Annotated in this window: 20 protein-coding genes and 1 pseudogene; 16 read left to right on the forward strand and 5 right to left on the reverse strand. The window is 62.6% G+C overall.

Translation table 11 applies throughout. The annotated features are described in order from the left end of the window. Positions 1–44 precede the first annotated feature (44 nt). Entirely contained in the window at positions 45–338 is a 294-nt protein-coding gene (locus FJ940_RS05945; RefSeq protein ID WP_140655747.1) for a hypothetical protein, read from the forward strand. Between the two features lie 25 nt (positions 339–363). Here the strand turns inward: FJ940_RS05945 and FJ940_RS05950 are convergent, their stop codons facing one another. Beyond that, positions 364–765 (reverse strand): GFA family protein, encoded by a 402-nt coding sequence (locus FJ940_RS05950; RefSeq protein ID WP_140655750.1) that lies wholly within the window; start codon positions 763–765, stop codon positions 364–366. A gap of 175 nt (positions 766–940) precedes the next feature. On the opposite strand from FJ940_RS05950, the gene FJ940_RS05955 reads away from it, so the two are divergent. The 3 genes from FJ940_RS05955 to FJ940_RS05965 all read left to right on the forward strand — a co-directional run bounded on the left by FJ940_RS05955 (position 941) and on the right by FJ940_RS05965 (position 3,370). Then, the gene (locus FJ940_RS05955; RefSeq protein ID WP_140514818.1) at positions 941–1,705 is read left to right on the forward strand and encodes a TlyA family RNA methyltransferase; all 765 of its coding nucleotides are present in this window, start codon (positions 941–943) and stop codon (positions 1,703–1,705) included. Continuing rightward, a complete protein-coding gene (locus FJ940_RS05960; RefSeq protein ID WP_140564261.1) occupies positions 1,702–2,937 on the forward strand; it encodes a class I SAM-dependent RNA methyltransferase in 1,236 nt (411 codons plus the stop codon). The genes FJ940_RS05955 and FJ940_RS05960 overlap by 4 nt, the downstream gene beginning before the upstream one ends. 148 nt (positions 2,938–3,085) lie before the next feature. Beyond that, positions 3,086–3,370 carry a hypothetical protein gene (locus tag FJ940_RS05965; RefSeq protein ID WP_140655752.1) on the forward strand — a complete coding sequence of 95 codons (285 nt, stop codon included), beginning with the start codon at positions 3,086–3,088 and terminating at the stop codon, positions 3,368–3,370. Positions 3,371–3,391: 21 nt separating this feature from the next. Here FJ940_RS05965 and tldD read toward each other — a convergent pair whose 3' ends face one another. Together tldD and FJ940_RS05975 are read right to left on the reverse strand one after the other, a co-directional pair. Next, positions 3,392–4,804 (reverse strand): metalloprotease TldD, encoded by a 1,413-nt coding sequence (gene tldD / locus FJ940_RS05970; RefSeq protein ID WP_140514821.1) that lies wholly within the window; start codon positions 4,802–4,804, stop codon positions 3,392–3,394. Between the two features lie 164 nt (positions 4,805–4,968). Beyond that, complete coding sequence (locus FJ940_RS05975) at positions 4,969–5,514, reverse strand: invasion associated locus B family protein (RefSeq protein ID WP_140494976.1); 546 nt, start codon at positions 5,512–5,514, stop codon at positions 4,969–4,971. Positions 5,515–5,772: 258 nt separating this feature from the next. Here FJ940_RS05975 and coxB point away from each other — a divergent pair, with 258 nt between their 5' ends. The 12 genes and pseudogenes from coxB to rnhA all read left to right on the forward strand — a co-directional run bounded on the left by coxB (position 5,773) and on the right by rnhA (position 15,189). Next, positions 5,773–6,789, forward strand: a complete 1,017-nt coding sequence (gene coxB / locus FJ940_RS05980; protein WP_181165149.1) for a cytochrome c oxidase subunit II — start codon at positions 5,773–5,775, stop codon at positions 6,787–6,789. A gap of 38 nt (positions 6,790–6,827) precedes the next feature. Beyond that, the gene (gene ctaD / locus FJ940_RS05985; protein WP_140655758.1) at positions 6,828–8,480 is read left to right on the forward strand and encodes a cytochrome c oxidase subunit I; all 1,653 of its coding nucleotides are present in this window, start codon (positions 6,828–6,830) and stop codon (positions 8,478–8,480) included. A gap of 72 nt (positions 8,481–8,552) precedes the next feature. After that, on the forward strand, positions 8,553–9,497 hold the full coding sequence (locus tag FJ940_RS05990; RefSeq protein WP_140494970.1) for a heme o synthase: 945 nt from the start codon (positions 8,553–8,555) through the stop codon (positions 9,495–9,497). A gap of 2 nt (positions 9,498–9,499) precedes the next feature. Beyond that, positions 9,500–9,661 carry a hypothetical protein gene (locus FJ940_RS05995; protein WP_140494968.1) on the forward strand — a complete coding sequence of 54 codons (162 nt, stop codon included), beginning with the start codon at positions 9,500–9,502 and terminating at the stop codon, positions 9,659–9,661. 8 nt (positions 9,662–9,669) lie between these two features. Beyond that, positions 9,670–10,302: a cytochrome c oxidase assembly protein gene (locus tag FJ940_RS06000; protein WP_140514826.1), complete on the forward strand. Its 633-nt coding sequence runs from the start codon at positions 9,670–9,672 to the stop codon at positions 10,300–10,302. A gap of 1 nt (position 10,303) precedes the next feature. Beyond that, the gene (locus FJ940_RS06005; RefSeq protein WP_140494964.1) at positions 10,304–11,182 is read left to right on the forward strand and encodes a cytochrome c oxidase subunit 3; all 879 of its coding nucleotides are present in this window, start codon (positions 10,304–10,306) and stop codon (positions 11,180–11,182) included. Between the two features lie 74 nt (positions 11,183–11,256). Beyond that, a pseudogene (locus tag FJ940_RS28695) lies at positions 11,257–11,450 on the forward strand (hypothetical protein); the annotation flags it as partial. A gap of 4 nt (positions 11,451–11,454) precedes the next feature. Then, complete coding sequence (locus tag FJ940_RS06015; protein WP_140494962.1) at positions 11,455–11,841, forward strand: DUF983 domain-containing protein; 387 nt, start codon at positions 11,455–11,457, stop codon at positions 11,839–11,841. Beyond that, the gene (locus FJ940_RS06020) at positions 11,838–12,593 is read left to right on the forward strand and encodes an SURF1 family protein (protein WP_181165148.1); all 756 of its coding nucleotides are present in this window, start codon (positions 11,838–11,840) and stop codon (positions 12,591–12,593) included. The genes FJ940_RS06015 and FJ940_RS06020 overlap by 4 nt, the downstream gene beginning before the upstream one ends. 87 nt (positions 12,594–12,680) lie before the next feature. Further along, on the forward strand, positions 12,681–13,691 hold the full coding sequence (gene ispH, locus FJ940_RS06025; protein WP_140655760.1) for a 4-hydroxy-3-methylbut-2-enyl diphosphate reductase: 1,011 nt from the start codon (positions 12,681–12,683) through the stop codon (positions 13,689–13,691). A 5-nt stretch (positions 13,692–13,696) separates the two neighbouring features. Further along, the gene (locus tag FJ940_RS06030; RefSeq protein ID WP_140655763.1) at positions 13,697–14,659 is read left to right on the forward strand and encodes a homoserine kinase; all 963 of its coding nucleotides are present in this window, start codon (positions 13,697–13,699) and stop codon (positions 14,657–14,659) included. Beyond that, complete coding sequence (rnhA, locus tag FJ940_RS06035) at positions 14,656–15,189, forward strand: ribonuclease HI (protein WP_140494956.1); 534 nt, start codon at positions 14,656–14,658, stop codon at positions 15,187–15,189. The genes FJ940_RS06030 and rnhA overlap by 4 nt, the downstream gene beginning before the upstream one ends. Positions 15,190–15,361: 172 nt before the next feature. Here the strand turns inward: rnhA and FJ940_RS06040 are convergent, their stop codons facing one another. After that, positions 15,362–15,841 (reverse strand): DUF2938 domain-containing protein, encoded by a 480-nt coding sequence (locus tag FJ940_RS06040; RefSeq protein ID WP_140520804.1) that lies wholly within the window; start codon positions 15,839–15,841, stop codon positions 15,362–15,364. A gap of 2 nt (positions 15,842–15,843) precedes the next feature. Then, positions 15,844–16,326 carry a peroxiredoxin gene (locus FJ940_RS06045; protein WP_140514835.1) on the reverse strand — a complete coding sequence of 161 codons (483 nt, stop codon included), beginning with the start codon at positions 16,324–16,326 and terminating at the stop codon, positions 15,844–15,846. Positions 16,327–16,349 lie beyond the last annotated feature (23 nt).

Raw genomic sequence — 16,349 nt, forward strand, 5'->3', positions numbered from 1 at the left:
AACGGCACGCTGCTAGGTTCTGGCCAGGCAGGGAGACAACAACAGTGAAGACGCTTCTGTGGGGCATGGCGATCCTGACCGCCATCGCAGCGCCGGCCATCGCCGGAACGCGCTACGACCGCAATCTCGAGAAGGCGGCCGTGGATATAGTCGCCAGCAGGATGGGGCATATCAGGGGCGGCTTCTCCTACAAGCAGCTGCCGCAGCTTATTGTCCCGCCGGACGCCGCATCGGCATCCGCCGCGCCAGTCGAGCGCCCGCGCAGGGAAGTTGCCCGCGATCGGGATGACGGCCTGTCTCCCGCCGTCGAACGGCAGGCTCCCCGCACCATCTTCTGATCTCGCCCAAATCAAACCACCCAAATCAAAACCACATGTCGCGCACGCAGCGGCCATCGCGCGGCAGATCGTCGTAGGTCTCGAGACCGTCGAAATGGTCGATCGGCAGGTCGGCCACGGCTTCCGGCGGCGCAAGCCTTACATTGACGGCGATCCGCGTGCGGCCGGACTCGGCTGGGCGCAAACCGCGCCAGGCAAGCACGCACGCACATGTCGGGCAGAACAGGATCTCGAGCATGGGTTCGGCCTTGCCGGCACGTTTATAGCTTTTTATCGGCCCCACGACGCGGATACGTTCATCGACAAAGTCGTAGGCCCAGAGCGTGCCGTAACGTCGGCACAGCGTGCAGTTGCAAGCGGTGATCGGCCCGGGATCGCCCTTCAAGGTCCAGTGGGCCGCACCGCAATGGCAGGTTCCCGTAAGCATCCGTCCTCCTTCGCCTTCGGCAGCAAAACGGCGTTTCTTCCTTATCATCGTGGCCGACCTGATGCGATATGCGACTGGCCGCGAGCGGCTCTCTGCGGTCGCTGCCCTGCGGCGATTTTGCTTCTCCTGCTCCAATCTCCTTGCCTTCGCCGCCGGCTTTCGCCAAGGAAGACCGATGAATTTTCCCCGGCCAGCCAGCACGCGCCAGCGGCTCGACGATCTGCTCGTAGCGCGTGGGCTGTTTTCCAGCCGCTCGCGTGCACGTGACGCGATCGAACGTGGTACGGTAACGGTTGATGGCGTCATTGGCCGCAAGCCGGGTCAGGCCGTGCAACCGGAATGCGTCATCGCCGTTGATGACCCGGCCCAAGGCTATGTCTCACGCGCGGCGCTGAAGCTGATCGCCGGGCTCGACCATTTCGGCCTCGATCCGGCCGGCTGTGAGGCGCTCGACATCGGCGCCTCGACCGGCGGATTCACCCAGGTCCTGCTCGAACGCGGCGCGACCCATGTCACGGCGATCGATGTCGGTCACGGACAGATGCATGCTGATATCGGCAAGGACGCGCGCGTGACGGTCATCGAGGGGCTGAACGCCCGCGATCTCTCAACCGCCGATCTTGGCGGCCGCAGTCCGGACTTCATAGTCTCCGACGTCAGTTTCATTTCACTGAAACTGGCCCTGCCGCCTGCGCTTGCCATCGCCAAGCCCGGTGCCGCAGCGATGTTTCTGGTCAAGCCGCAGTTCGAGGCGGGTCGCGAGGCGATCGGCAAGGGCGGCCTGCTGAAAGACCCCTATCATGCCGCCCGTGTCGCCGGCTTGCTGCAGGATTGGCTGGATGCCGTGCCCGGCTGGCGCTCGCTCGGCTTGCATCTGTCGCCAATCGAGGGCGGTGACGGCAATCGCGAATTCCTGCTTGGTGGGGTCAAGGACCGATGAGTGCACGCTTCACCATCAAAAAGCTTGGCGCCCAGGGGGATGGCATCGCCGACACCGAAAGCGGCGATCTGTTCATTCCTTTCACGCTGCCAGGCGAGGTCGTCACCGCGGCGCGTGAAAGGGATCGCGCCACGCTGATGGCGCTGATCGAGGCCTCGCCCCTGCGCATCGAACCCGCCTGCCGCCATTTCGGCGAGTGCGGCGGCTGCGCCCTCCAGCATTTGGAGGCGCAAGCCTATCAGCAGTGGAAGCGCGAGAAGGTCGTGCATGCGCTGAGAGGCATCGATTGCGAAATAGGCGGTCTGGTCGCCTGCGCGCCGCACACGCGCCGCCGCGTCGTGCTCGCCGCCAGGCGCACCGAAACAGGCATGCTGCTCGGCTTCAATCGCCATCTGTCGCCGGAAATCATTTCCATCTCCGAATGCCCGATCTCGCTGCCTGGGATCGTCAACGCGCTCGACAGCTTGAGGGCACTCGCCGAATTGATCTGCGCCACCCCGAAATCGTTTCGCATGGCAGTCACAGTGACGGGTTCCGGCCTCGACGTGGCGGTGCATGAATCGGGCAAGCTCGGCGAAAACCAGCGCCGCATCGCCGCCAATTTTGTCATTGCGCAGGGCTTTGCCAGACTGTCCATCGATGACGAGATCATCATCGAGCCGAAGAAGCCTGTCGTCATGTTCGGCAGCGTTGCCGTCGCGGTGCCGCCGGGCGCCTTCCTGCAGGCGACGGAGGCAGCCGAACGGACCATGGCCGATATCGTCGGCGGACATCTGAAACGTGCCAAAAAAATTGCCGATCTCTTCGCCGGCTGCGGCAGCTTCGCCCTGCGGTTGGCCGCGAGATCGGAAGTGCATGCGGTGGAGGGCGATGCGGCCGCACTTTCGGCGCTCGATCGGGGTTCACGCTTCGCCACCGGCCTGAAACGCGTGACCGGCGAGCGCCGAGACCTGTTCCGCCGTCCGCTGACGTTCAAGGAGTTAAACGCCTTTGATGGCGTTGTCTTCGATCCGCCCCGCGCGGGCGCGGAGGATCAGTCGAAGCAGATCGCCCGCTCGGATGTTCCATTCGTTGCCGCGGTCTCCTGCAACCCGGTGACGCTCGCGCGGGATTTGCGCATCCTCATCGACGGCGGCTACGCGGTGAAAAGCGTGACGCCGATCGATCAGTTTCTGTGGTCGCCCCATGTCGAGGCTGTTGCCTTGCTGGAGAAGCCGCGGAAAAGACGCTAGGCGCTTAGCCCTGCTCAGCGAGACCGGCAGCGTCATGCAGTCTGCCCCGAAATCCCAGCCAGGTTTATCGCTAAAGTTGTGGATCATCGCCACTGCGGTTGAATCTGCCCCTCAAAAAGGCATATCCAAATTGGGATAGGGGGAGAAGATGATTTCACCAGGCTTTGTTGCCGAGATTTTTGGCTCGGCTCTCATCATGGCGCTCACCGGTGCGGTGCTCGCTTGGATCTTGAGAAAATTCACGCGTGTGGGGCTGGTGCCATCCTATGCGCTAGGCGTCGCGGTCATGACGTTTGTCGGCGCTGCGCTCTATGTCTCCGGCCATGATGGGACCGTCGACTACCTGAGTGCATGGACCCGGTACGCGATCGGCGGCGTTGTCGGTTTCCTGATCCTGTACGCTACGTCGCGCCGGTCTGTGAGCAAGACCTAGCAGACTGGCCACGAGGCGGCTTCAAACCCTTGTGCCGCCGACCGTCATCTGGTCCATCCTGAGGTGCGGCTGGCCGACGCCGACCGGCACGCCCTGTCCAGCCTTGCCGCACATGCCAATGCCGTTGTCGAGCTTCATGTCGTTGCCGATCATCGAAACGCGGTGCATGGCGTCGGGCCCGTTACCGATCAGCATGGCGCCCTTGATCGGCTGCGTCACCTTGCCGTTCTCGATCATGTAGGCTTCGGTGCAGCCGAACACAAATTTTCCGGAGGTGATGTCGACCTGGCCGCCGCCGAAGGAGACGGCATAGATGCCGTTCCTGACCGAGGCGATGATCTCGTCCGGCTCCATGTCGCCCGATGTCATGTAGGTGTTGGTCATGCGCGGCATCGGCTGGTGCGCGTAGCCCTCGCGCCTTCCGTTGCCGGTGGCCCGCATGCCCATCAGCCGGGCGTTCTGGCGATCCTGCATGTAACCGACCAGCTTGCCGTCCTCGATCAGCACGTTGCGCGCCGAAGGCGTGCCTTCATCGTCGACGGTGAGTGACCCGCGTCGTTCCGCGATCGTGCCGTCATCGACGACGGTGACGCCCTTTGCCGCCACCTGCTGGCCCATCAGGCCGGCGAAAGCCGAAGTTTTCTTGCGGTTGAAGTCGCCTTCCAGCCCGTGGCCGACGGCCTCGTGCAGCATGACGCCGGGCCAGCCGCTGGAGAGCACGATGTCGAACGTGCCGGCCGGCGCCGGTACGGCTTCGAGATTGACCAGCGCCTGGCGCAGCGCCTCCTTGGCGGCGTGCTTCCAGCTGTCCTCGACGAGGAAGTCGCCGAACGCCTTGCGTCCGCCCATGCCGTAGGAGCCGCTTTCCTGGCGGTCGCCGTCGCCGACCACCACCGACACGTTCACCCTGACCAGCGGCCGGATGTCGCGCACCACCTGGCCGTCGGCGCGCACGATCTCGACATGCTGCCAGGACGAGGTCAGCGATGCCGAGACCTGGCGCACGCGCGGATCCTCGGCGCGCAGCCATGCGTCGACTTCCTGCAACAGCTTCGCCTTGGCCTCGAAGGAAGGGGAGGGGATCGGGTTCTCATCGCCATAGAGATGGCGGTTGGTGCGGGCGGGCGCGGCGGCAAGCGTTCCGGAATAACCGCCCTTAACGGTCGAGACGGCGTCAGCCGCGCGTCGCAGCGAAGCCTCGGACAGGTCGCTGGAGTGGGCATAGCCGCTGGCTTCGCCGGCAACCGCGCGTAGGCCGAAACCCTGGTCGGTGTTGAAATTGGCCGTCTTCAGCCGACCGTTGTCGAACATCAGCGCTTCGCTCTCGCTGTATTCGACGAACAACTCGCCATCGTCGGCGCCGTTGATGGTCTCTGCGACGATCTCCTTGACGCGATCGTCGGAAATATCGAATTGGCCGATAAGGCTGTTCATGGCGTATGTCCGTGGATGAATGGTTATATCCGGGATGTAGGCGCGAAGCCGCGCCCAGACAATCGCCAATCGTCATTCAAATGCAGGGCGGCGGCGTCCCGGATCTATCCCAGGTCCGGAAAACCTATCGTTGATCGGCAGCTCCCGGGTCGAGGCGCGGGAGTCTACGGCAGGGCCGCAAATCCGTCAGCAAAACCCTTGAGGTCCACCGGGATGCCGATGCCTTCTTCTGGCGTCTGGAAGACGATGAACGTGGCCGACGTGCCGGTCTTCAGCGTATCGAGCAGCGGCTTCTCGAGAATGACCTCAGCGTAGCAGCCGTCCTGGAAGCAGCGCACGAAATAAGCGCGGCCGATATCCTTGCCGTCGACATTGAGGCCGAGCCCGTTGGGCAAGAGCACGCCGAGCGGCGCCAGCACGCGCAGGATCTCCGCCTTGTTGTCGGCGGTGCGCAGCACCACGACCGACAGCCCCATCTCGGGGCGGTCCTCGGCGACGACGTTCTGCATCATCACGCATTGTTCGGACGTGGCGCCGGCCGGCGTGTCGCAGATGATCGACCACGCGCCATGGGTCGAGCGCACCGTGCCGCTCGGCTGGGCCGCGTTGGCCTGGCCGGCGGCCGACAAGCCGGCGACGGACAAGGCGGCGAGAAAGATGACCTTCGCCAAGGGGCTCGAAAGCCCAAATCCCGACAGCCAAGAGTTCATGACGGCTCCATTGCGAATCACGGCACTTTAAGCCGCGCCAAAGCCAAGTAAAGGACGAGACAGCGGCCGAGCCGCCACGAAAATGCCCATGCGGCGCTTTTCCTAGCCAATTTCGCCCGAATTACGACGCCAGGCGCGCCGGCCGGCAGGAAGCAGCCGATCCGTTGAACATAGCCGATTCGCCATGGCGGCCGCCGCCTTCAAAGATGCATTCCGGCTTGCGCGCAAAAATGCCGCACGGTTTCCTCCGCTCCTTTCTTGCGGAGGGAAAAAGAGTATGGTTTGAACCAGCTTGAGACAGTCGGGATTCCCGTCCCGGCATTGTTCGTTATTCTCGTGGACACAGCCGCGAGGAACTGGGAGACGAAGAGGGCGATGAGAAATTTCCTGGCAAACGCCAAGCTTCCAGCAAGTGCCAAGTTTCTAAGCGCTTGTGCCGTTACCACGTTTTTCGCCGGCACGGCCGCCCATGCCGATCAGCCCGTCGAGTGGGAGACGACCTTCCAGGCGCCGGCAACCGACATGATGCGCCAGATCGAGTGGTTCGGAAACTACACGATGTGGTTCATCATCCCGATCACCGCCCTAGTATTGGTCCTTCTGATCTACTGCATCGTGAAATTCCGCGCGAGCGCCAACCCGGTTCCGTCCAAGACCAGCCACAACACGCTGATCGAGGTGATCTGGACTGTCGGTCCCGTCGTCGTCCTGCTCTGCCTCGCGATCCCGTCGTTCCAGCTCTTGACCGCGCAGTACACGCCGCCGGAAGAAGCTAAGCTCACCGTCAAGGCGACGGGCAACCAGTGGAACTGGGATTACGAATACCAGACCGACAACACGCTCTCGTTCAACTCGGCGATCCTCCAGGATGGCGACCGTGCCGCCGCCGGCAAGGAAGATCGCAAGGTCTATCCGCGCCTGCTTGCCGTCGACAACGAGATGGTGGTGCCCGTCCACACGATGACCCGGGTGCTCGTCACCGCGACCGACGTGATCCATTCCTTCGCCATGCCGTCCTTCGGCATCAAGATCGATGCCATTCCCGGCCGCACCAACGAGACCTGGTTCAAGGCGGAGAAGGAAGGCCTCTACTACGGCCAGTGCTCGCAGCTCTGCGGCAAGGACCATGCCTTCATGCCGATCGCCATCCGCGTCGTCTCCGACGCGCAGTTCAAGACCTGGCTGGCTGCGGCCAAGACCGATCTGCCCGGCGCCAACAAGACGCTGATGGCCGAGATCGATGGCCAGAACAAGGTAGCGGCCGCCGGCAACTGATGCCGCGGGTTAGCAAGATTTAGGGAACGGAGCGGAACATGGCAGACGCTGCAGCTCACGACAGGCACGACCACAAGCCTTATCATGGTTGGGTGCGCTGGGTTTATTCGACCAACCACAAGGACATCGGTACGCTCTACCTGATCTTCGCGATCATGGCCGGCATCATCGGCGGCGCGCTGTCGGTCGCCATCCGCATGGAGTTGCAGGAGCCTGGCATCCAGATCTTCAGCGGCCTGGCGCAGATGGTCTACGGCATGAACGGTGACGCCGCGATCGACGGCGGCAAGAGCATGTACAACGCCTTCGCCACGGCGCACGCGCTGATCATGATCTTCTTCATGGTCATGCCGGCCCTGATCGGCGGTTTTGCCAACTGGATGGTGCCCATCATGATCGGCGCCCCGGACATGGCGTTCCCGCGCATGAACAACATCTCGTTCTGGCTGCTGCCGCCGGCTTTCATCCTGCTGCTTATCTCGATGTTCGTGCCGAGCGCGCCTGGCGCCTACGGCGTCGGCGGCGGCTGGACGCTCTATCCGCCGCTTTCGACCTCCGGTCAGCCCGGTCCGGCCATGGATCTGGCGATCCTGTCGATCCACATCGCCGGCGCGTCCTCGATCCTGGGTGCCATCAACTTCATCACCACCATCTTCAACATGCGCGCGCCAGGCATGACGCTGCACAAGATGCCGCTGTTTGCTTGGTCGGTGCTGGTCACCGCATTCCTGCTGCTGTTGTCGCTTCCGGTCCTTGCCGGCGGCATCACCATGCTGCTTACCGACCGCAATTTCGGCACGACCTTTTTCGCTCCCGATGGCGGCGGCGATCCGCTGCTGTTCCAGCACCTGTTCTGGTTCTTCGGCCATCCGGAAGTGTATATCCTGATCCTGCCGGGCTTCGGCATCATCAGCCATATCGTCTCCACCTTCTCGCGCAAGCCGGTGTTCGGCTATCTCGGCATGGCCTACGCCATGGTCGCGATCGGCGCGGTCGGCTTCATCGTCTGGGCGCACCACATGTACACGACCGGCCTGTCGCTCGACACGCAGCGCTACTTCGTCTTCGCCACCATGGTCATCGCGGTGCCGACGGGCGTGAAGATCTTCTCCTGGATCGCGACGATGTGGGGCGGATCGATATCGTTCAAGCCGCCGATGCTGTGGGCGCTGGGCTTCATCTTCCTGTTCACGATCGGTGGTGTTACCGGGGTTCAGCTGGCCAATGCCGGTCTCGACCGGTCGCTGCACGACACCTATTTCGTGATCGCGCACTTCCATTACGTGCTGTCGCTGGGGGCGGTGTTCGCCATCTTCGCCGGCTGGTACTACTGGTTCCCGAAGATGACCGGCTACATGTATTCGCCCGTCATCGCCAACACCCATTTCTGGGTCATGTTCGTCGGCGTCAACCTTGTCTTCTTCCCGCAGCACTTCCTCGGCCTTGCCGGCATGCCGCGCCGCACCATCGACTATCCGGACGCGTTTGCGGGCTGGAACATGGTGTCGTCCTACGGTTCGTATATTTCGGCCGTCGGCGTGGTGATCTTCCTCTATGGCGTGTTCGAAGCCTTCCAGAAGAAGCGGATCGCTGGCGCCAATCCATGGGGCGAGGGCGCAACGACGCTGGAATGGCAGCTGCCGTCGCCGCCGCCGTTCCACCAATGGGAGCAGCTGCCGAAGATCAAATAAGGCGGCAGCCCGGAATCGAAACCGCCGGCCTGCCGGCGGTTTCGGCCAAACGGAATATGGATTTGAGTACGCATGGCCCTTGTCGACGAAACCAGCATTGACGAAGCGGGCTTCCGCATGTCGGAAGCGACGGCGGGTGATTTCTTCGCCCTCCTGAAGCCGCGCGTCATGTCGCTGGTGGTGTTCACCGCCTTTGTCGGACTGGTCGCGGCACCCGTGACCATCAATCCGCTGCTGGCGGTGATCGCGATCCTGGCTATTGCCATCGGGGCTGGTGCCTCCGGCGCGCTCAATATGTGGTACGATGCCGATATCGACGCGGTGATGACACGCACCGCCACCCGCCCGGTGCCGGCCGGCCGCATCCAGCCCCACGAGGCGTTGAGCTTTGGGTTGGTGCTTTCGGTTTTGTCGGTGATGACGCTCGGCGTGCTGGTCAACTGGCTGTCGGCGGCGCTGCTGGCCTTCACCATCTTCTTCTATGCCGTCGTCTACACAATGTGGCTGAAGCGCTGGACGCCGCAGAACATCGTCATCGGCGGTGCTGCCGGCGCCATTCCGCCCGTGATCGGCTGGGCCGCGGTGACCGGCACGGTCAGCCTGGAGAGCGTCGTCCTGTTCCTCATCATCTTCCTGTGGACGCCGCCGCATTTCTGGGCGCTGGCGCTGTTCAAGTCGCAGGATTATGAACGCGCCGGCATCCCGATGATGCCCAATGTCGCCGGCCCGGCGTCGACCCGCCGTCAGATCTTCGCCTATGCTCTGGTGCTGGCCCCGGTCGGTGTGCTGCCGTGGCTGCTTGGCTACACCACGCCGTTCTATGGCGTGGCTGCCCTGCTGCTCGGGCTCGGCTTTGTCTGGTATGCGTGGAAAGTGCTTGGCATGTCCGACGACGATCGCGCGATGAAGCCAGCCAAGGCGTTGTTCGGCTATTCGCTGCTCTATCTCTTCGCCATCTTCGCCGTCTATCTCGCCGACAGCGTCGTCGAACGTGCACTTGCGGTGGGTGGAGCATGAGCATGATCGAAGACAAGCTCGAAACGGTCACCTTGACCGAACGCCAGCGGAAGGCCCGGCGCAACCGCTCGGTCGCCATCGGCGTAGCCTTGGCCGTGCTGGTCGTTATCTTCTATATCGCGACGATCGTGAAGTTCGGTCATAACCTCTCTGGCACGATGTGAGGCGGGAGATGGGTGTCGACACGAGCGCCAAACCGGCCGGGCACAACAGCAACCGCCTTGTTGCGGCCGTCTGCCTTGCCTTCTTCACCGGCATGATCGGCATGGCCTATGCCGCGGTGCCGCTGTACAAGATGTTCTGCCAGGCGACAGGCTATGGCGGCACGACGCAACGCGTCGAGAAGCAGTATGCCGGCCGCGTGCTCGATCGCGAGATCACCGTCCGCTTCGATGCCAATATCGCCGGCGTGCCGTGGGATTTCCAGCCGGTCCAGCGCTCGATGACCATGAAGATCGGCGAGACGGTGCAGGCGCACTATCAGGCGACCAACAAGTTCGATCGCCCCATCACCGGCCGCGCCACCTTCAATGTCCAGCCTGAACTGGCGGGTCCCTATTTCAACAAGGTCGAATGCTTCTGCTTCACCGACACCACGCTGAAGCCCGGCGAAACGCTTGACATGCCGGTCCTGTTCTACGTGGACCCCGATATCGTCAACGTGCCGGAACTGAAGGACGTGAAGACGATCACCCTGTCCTACACGATGTTTCCGGTCGAGAAGAACAAGCCGGTCGCATCGTCGGAGCCGGTCCAGGGCAACAGCAAGACAATTTCAAATACCGAAGGAAATCTCGGGGGTTGATATGGCAGACGCGCACGCAAAACATCACGACTATCATCTCGTCGACCCGAGCCCGTGGCCTTTCCTGGGATCGATAGGGGCGCTCGTCACCGCCTTTGGCGGCGTTTGCCTCATGGAATACCTGAAGGGCGGCTCGTTCCCGATCTTCGGCTTCAACATCGCCAATCCGTGGCTGTTCTTCATCGGCCTCGCGATCGTCCTCTACACCATGTTCGCCTGGTGGTCGGACACGATCAAGGAAGCGCATGAGGGCCATCATACGCGGGTCGTGTCGTTGCATCTGCGCTATGGCATGATCATGTTCATCGCCTCCGAGGTGATGTTCTTCGTCGCGTGGTTCTGGGCCTATTTCGATGCCAGCCTGTTTCCGAGCGAAGCCCATCAATATGCCCGCACCGCGTTCACCGGCGGCGTCTGGCCGCCGAAGGGCATGGAGGTTCTCGATCCTTTCCATCTGCCGCTCTACAACACCGTGATCCTGCTGTTGTCGGGCACCACGGTCACCTGGGCGCACCACTCCCTTATCCACGGTGATCGCAAGGGCCTGATCAACGGGCTGGTGCTGACCGTCGGCCTCGGCATGCTGTTTACCATGGTGCAGGCCTACGAGTACATGCATGCTCCGTTCGCCTTCAAGGATTCCATCTATGGCGCCACCTTCTTCATGGCGACCGGCTTCCACGGCTTCCATGTCATCATCGGCACCATCTTCTTGGCCGTCTGCCTGATCCGGGCCATGAAGGGCGATTTCACGCCCAAGCAGCATTTCGGTTTCGAGGCTGCCGCATGGTACTGGCATTTCGTCGACGTGGTCTGGCTGTTCCTGTTCGCCTCGATCTATGTCTGGGGATCGGTCGGCGCGGTAATCGAAGCCCATTGATACCGGTCTGATGACTTTGAAGGGGCGGCTGCGGCAACGTGGCCGCCTTCTTCTTTTCGGTGCAATAAGATCCGGCTGCGAGGGCGCGCAGTGTCGATGCCGGCGGCATGATCATGATCCACGGCCAGCCGAACGGATTCGGCGGCTGCTTCAATTGGTCGGCTGGACCGACGGCGGCATTGCCGTTACGGACTCCGGCATGGACGAAGTCTGGGCAGTGGTGGTCGATGGAACACCCATCGGAACACCCATCAGGATTGAGCGGTAAAGCAATGAGCGACGACAAGGCGATCTGGCCTCCGATCGACCCTATTTCGGCGGGCTTGCATGGACGCTGCCCGCGCTGCGGCGAGGGGCGGCTGTTTTCCGGCTTTCTCACCGTAGGCAAACGCTGCACCAATTGCGGCCTTGATTATTCCTATGCCGATGCCGGCGACGGGCCCGCGGTTTTCGTCATCCTGATCATCGGCTTCATCATCGTCGGCCTGGCGCTCTGGGTCGAAGTGACGCTGAGCCCGCCGCTCTGGCTGCATCTGCTGGTCTGGATCCCGCTGGCGCTGGTGCTGTGCCTGACGGCGCTCCGGCTGATCAAGGGGGTGCTGCTTACGCTACAGTACCGCAACAAGGCGGCCGAGGGCCGGCTGGATCGCGGCGAATGACCGACATGTCCGCCAAAGACGGCGGTCGTTCGCGGCCAGGATCGGTATTGCTGCTCGGCATTGGCGTCGTCCTGCTCCTGATCCTGCTGGCGCTCGGCACTTGGCAAGTCCAGCGCCTGCACTGGAAGGAAGGTCTTCTCCAGACCATCGACCAGCGCACCCACTCGCGGCCGCTCCCGCTGGCCGAGGTGGAGAAACAATTCGCCTCGACTGGGGACGTCGACTACACGCCGGTGACGGTGACCGGCACGTTCCTGCATTCCGGCGAGCGGCATTTCTACGCGACATGGGAAGGCGAAGCCGGCTTCAACGTCTACACGCCGCTGGCCCTCGACGATGGCCGCTTCGTCCTGATCAATCGCGGTTTCGTGCCATACGATCTGAAGGATGCCGCCAAGCGCGCCAAGGGACAGGTCGCGGGCAAGGTCACGGTCACCGGCCTCGCTCGCAATCCGCTGCCGGCAAAGCCGTCGATGATGCTTCCCGACAACGACGTGGCGAAGAACATCTTTTACTGGAAGGACCGTGACGTGATGGCGGCGAGCGCTGGCTTGCCGGCGAGCGCCAAGCTGGTGCCAATCTTCATCGACGCCGACAAGACGCCGAATCCGGGCGGTTTGCCCATCGGCGGTGTCACCATCATCGACCTGCCGAACAGCCATCTGCAATATGCTATGACCTGGTATGGGCTTGCCGCGGCACTTGCCGCCGTTCTCATCCTGCGGCTTCGCAGGCCAGCGAAAGAGGAATGAGCGCGACCGACCCGCTTGAAGGGCCATCGCCCTTGACAGGACGGGGGTAGGCACCTCATTTCGGCTCTGATCAAACGGCCCGGATTCATGCTTCAGACCACGACAAAGCCTTCTCTGACGATCCGCCTCTGCCAGCCGCGCGGTTTTTGCGCCGGCGTCGACCGTGCTATCCAGATCGTCGTGCTGGCGCTGAAGAAATATGGCGCGCCGGTCTATGTCCGCCATGAGATCGTGCACAACCGCTATGTCGTCGAGGGTCTGCAAAGCCTTGGCGCCGTCTTCATCGAGGAACTTTCCGAGATTCCGGCCGAACATCGGCAGTCGCCGGTCGTCTTTTCCGCGCATGGCGTGCCGAAGTCGGTACCGGCGGATGCCCAGGCGCGCAATTTGTTCTATCTCGACGCCACCTGTCCGCTGGTCTCCAAGGTCCACAAGCAAGCGATGCGCCACCAGCGGCTCGGCCGCCACGTGCTCCTGATCGGCCATGCCGGACACCCCGAGGTGATCGGCACGATGGGACAATTGCCGGAGGGCGCGGTAACGCTGATCGAGACCGAAGCCGATGCCGCGAGGCTTGCGCCGGCGGACCCGAAGGCGCTCGGCTTCGTCACCCAGACCACGCTATCGGTCGAGGACACGGCCGGCATCATCCGCGCGCTGCAGGACCGCTTTCCCGACCTGCAGGCGCCGGCGGCGGAATCGATCTGCTATGCCACCACGAACCGTCAGGAAGCGGTCAAGGATACCGCCGCGGGCGCCGATCTCTACCTGATCGTCGGCGCGCCCAATTCCTCCAATTCGCGGCGTCTTGTCGAAGTGGCTGAGCGTGCCGGCGCCACCATGTCGCTTCTCGTGCAGCGCGCCGCCGAGATTCCGTGGGACGACATCGGAGACATCTCGACGCTCGGTCTGTCGGCGGGGGCATCCGCCCCGGAGATCATCGTCGACGAGATCATCGATGCGTTCCGCCAGCGCTTCGATGTCACGATCGACCTGGCCATCACGGCCACCGAAACGGAGGATTTTCCCGTCATGCGGGTACTGCGCGATGTCGAACTGACGGCGGCCGACATGGCTTTCGTCAACGGGGCGCCGTAAGGCACATGGCGGTCTACACCGACGTTGCGGAAGGCGAACTCGGCGCATTCCTGAAGCACTACCCAGTCGGCGATCTCCTGTCCTACAAGGGCATCGCGGAGGGCACCGAGAACTCGAATTTTTTGCTGCACACCTCCAGCGGCTCCTACATCCTGACGCTCTATGAAAGACGGGTCGAAAAGGCGGATCTGCCGTTTTTCCTCGGGTTGATGGGTCATCTCGCCAAAAAGGGCGTGTCCTGCCCGCTGCCGGTAACCGCGCATGACGGCAGCGTCATCGGCACGCTGGCGGGCCGGCCGGCCGTCATCATCACTTTCCTCGAGGGTCTCTCGCTCCGGCGACCGACATCCATCCATTGCGCCGAGGTCGGCAAGGCGCTGGCCTCCCTGCACCTGGCCGGTTCCGACTTTCCGATGATCCGCCCCAATGCGCTCGCAATCGACGGCTGGCGCAAGCTCTGGTCGGCAGCTCGCGACCGTGCCGATGAGGTCGAGCCGGGCCTTGCGGCCGAAGTCGACGCCGACTTCGCCGACTTCGAGCGGAATTGGCCGAAGGGTCTCCCGGAAGGCATCATCCACGCCGATCTTTTCCCGGACAATGTGTTCTTTCTCGGCGAGAAGCTCTCCGGCTTGATTGATTTTTATTTCGCTTGCAACGACCTCTACGCCTATGACGTCGCCACATGCCTGAACGCCTGGTGTTTCGAGAAGGATTTTTCCTTCAATCTCACCAAGGGCAAGGCGCTGCTTGCCGGCTACCAAGGTGTGCGGCCTCTGAGCAATCAGGAAAAGGCGGCACTTCCGATGCTGGCACGGGGCTCGGCGCTGCGTTTCATGCTGACCCGGCTGTATGACTGGCTGACCGTTCCCGATGGCGGGCTGGTAATGAAACGCGATCCGACCGAATACATCAGGAGAATGCGGTTTCATCGGACGATCAAATCTGCTTCGGAATATGGGCTGGCATGAGCAAACACGTTGAGATCTTCACCGATGGCGCCTGTTCGGGCAATCCTGGCCCGGGCGGCTGGGGCGCGATCCTGCGCTTCAACGGCGCCACCAAGGAACTATCGGGTGGCGAGGCCGAGACGACCAACAACCGTATGGAATTGCTTGCCGCCATCTCGGCGCTGAATGCGCTCAAGGAACCTTGCACGGTCGATCTTCACACCGACAGCAAATATGTCATGGACGGCATTTCAAAGTGGATCCATGGCTGGAAGAAGAACGGCTGGAAGACCGCCGACAAGAAGCCCGTCAAGAACGGCGAACTCTGGCAGGCGCTGGATGAAGCCAATCGGCGTCACAAGGTCACCTGGATCTGGGTCAAGGGCCATGCCGGCCATACCGAGAACGAACGCGCCGACGAACTTGCTCGTGAGGGCATGGCGCCGTTCAAGAAGGGCCCGGTCAGGCTTGTTTCTACCCCACCCAAGCCGGTCTCGCAGTCCAAACAGCCGGCGGTGGCAAAGGCGCGGCGTTCGACCCAAAGCTATTGAATTCCGGGGCGGCACCATCCCCAGGCTGGGATCTCTGTCATGCCGGGCCTGCGCTATGTGACGCATCCCCAGGTTCAGGTGGACGCCAAGATTCCGGTGCCGGAATGGGACGACGCGCGCCGAATTGTCCACGGGTGGCGGCCGATCGGCAGGCCGGCACAGCCGCAGATCCTCAGCGGATCAGCAGCGCCGTACCGTAGAGTCCGAAAGCGAACACTGTGTGTGACACCAGATTCAGCGCCCGTACCTTCATCGGGTTGGGCCGCTTCGACGCTGCCCAGCCCGCGCCCATGCCGGGCGCCAGCAGGAACCAGCCGGCGCCGACCGTGACCATGCCGAGGATGAAAGCCGGCAGGAAAGTCGGCGCGACAAGCCAGCCCGCTCCGGCCACCACGACAAGGATGATGCCGTAGACGATGCCGACAAAATAGTGAAAGGCCCAGCCCAAAGCCGATTCGTGTACATAGGGCGTCGCATCGCCAATATCGTCGTGAAAGACTTTTTCGCGTAAATGCCAGACCCAGCGGCCAACGGGGGCCCAGTTCGGCCGTGCTTGACCGAACATCTTGTAGAGAAGAAAGGCCCAGATATCCATCAGTAGCGTGGCGCCGACGCCGATCGCCACGCTACGCCAGACGATGTCGAACGTCATGGTCAGAGCAGTTCGAGGATCTTGGCGGCGCCGGATTCATCGACGCCGGGCTTGGTCTCGACATTGAGGGCGGTGACCTTGCCGTCATCGACGATCATTGAAAACCGCTTCGACCGAAGACCCATGCCTCCGCCGGAGAAGTCGGCGTCGAGGCCGATCGCCTTGGCGAAGTCGCCATTGCCGTCGGCGAGGAACAGGATCTTGCCTTCACCGCCGGTGAAGCGTGCCCAGGCGCCCATGACATGGACGTCGTTGACCGAAACCACGGCGACCGTATCGACACCGCGCGCCAGGATGGCGTCGCGGTTCTCCAGGTAGCCCGGCAAATGATTGTTGCTGCAGGTCGGCGTGAAGGCGCCAGGCACAGCAAACAGCACGACCTTCTTTCCCGCAAAAATCTCGGCCGTCGTGATCGGCTTGGGACCGTCGGCAGTCATCGTCTTGAACGTCGTATCGGGCAGTCTGTCGCCAGCGGAAATGGTCATGAGTTCCTCGCTTGGGAGAATGG

Source organism: Mesorhizobium sp. B2-3-7, from assembly GCF_006442695.1.
GTDB lineage: Bacteria > Pseudomonadota > Alphaproteobacteria > Rhizobiales > Rhizobiaceae > Mesorhizobium.

Coding starts and splice junctions, on each gene's coding strand:
- FJ940_RS05965 (WP_140655752.1), top strand. CDS start 3,086: ATGATTTCACCAGGCTTTGTTGCCGAGATTTTTGGCTCGGCTCTCATC.
- FJ940_RS05995 (WP_140494968.1), top strand. CDS start 9,500: ATGATCGAAGACAAGCTCGAAACGGTCACCTTGACCGAACGCCAGCGG.
- FJ940_RS05975 (WP_140494976.1), bottom strand. CDS start 5,514: ATGAACTCTTGGCTGTCGGGATTTGGGCTTTCGAGCCCCTTGGCGAAG.
- FJ940_RS06015 (WP_140494962.1), top strand. CDS start 11,455: ATGAGCGACGACAAGGCGATCTGGCCTCCGATCGACCCTATTTCGGCG.
- FJ940_RS06000 (WP_140514826.1), top strand. CDS start 9,670: ATGGGTGTCGACACGAGCGCCAAACCGGCCGGGCACAACAGCAACCGC.
- FJ940_RS05990 (WP_140494970.1), top strand. CDS start 8,553: ATGGCCCTTGTCGACGAAACCAGCATTGACGAAGCGGGCTTCCGCATG.
- rnhA (WP_140494956.1), top strand. CDS start 14,656: ATGAGCAAACACGTTGAGATCTTCACCGATGGCGCCTGTTCGGGCAAT.
- FJ940_RS06020 (WP_181165148.1), top strand. CDS start 11,838: ATGACCGACATGTCCGCCAAAGACGGCGGTCGTTCGCGGCCAGGATCG.
- FJ940_RS06040 (WP_140520804.1), bottom strand. CDS start 15,841: ATGACGTTCGACATCGTCTGGCGTAGCGTGGCGATCGGCGTCGGCGCC.
- FJ940_RS06045 (WP_140514835.1), bottom strand. CDS start 16,326: ATGACCATTTCCGCTGGCGACAGACTGCCCGATACGACGTTCAAGACG.
- FJ940_RS05955 (WP_140514818.1), top strand. CDS start 941: ATGAATTTTCCCCGGCCAGCCAGCACGCGCCAGCGGCTCGACGATCTG.
- ctaD (WP_140655758.1), top strand. CDS start 6,828: ATGGCAGACGCTGCAGCTCACGACAGGCACGACCACAAGCCTTATCAT.
- FJ940_RS05960 (WP_140564261.1), top strand. CDS start 1,702: ATGAGTGCACGCTTCACCATCAAAAAGCTTGGCGCCCAGGGGGATGGC.
- FJ940_RS06005 (WP_140494964.1), top strand. CDS start 10,304: ATGGCAGACGCGCACGCAAAACATCACGACTATCATCTCGTCGACCCG.
- tldD (WP_140514821.1), bottom strand. CDS start 4,804: ATGAACAGCCTTATCGGCCAATTCGATATTTCCGACGATCGCGTCAAG.
- ispH (WP_140655760.1), top strand. CDS start 12,681: ATGCTTCAGACCACGACAAAGCCTTCTCTGACGATCCGCCTCTGCCAG.
- FJ940_RS06030 (WP_140655763.1), top strand. CDS start 13,697: ATGGCGGTCTACACCGACGTTGCGGAAGGCGAACTCGGCGCATTCCTG.
- FJ940_RS05950 (WP_140655750.1), bottom strand. CDS start 765: ATGCTTACGGGAACCTGCCATTGCGGTGCGGCCCACTGGACCTTGAAG.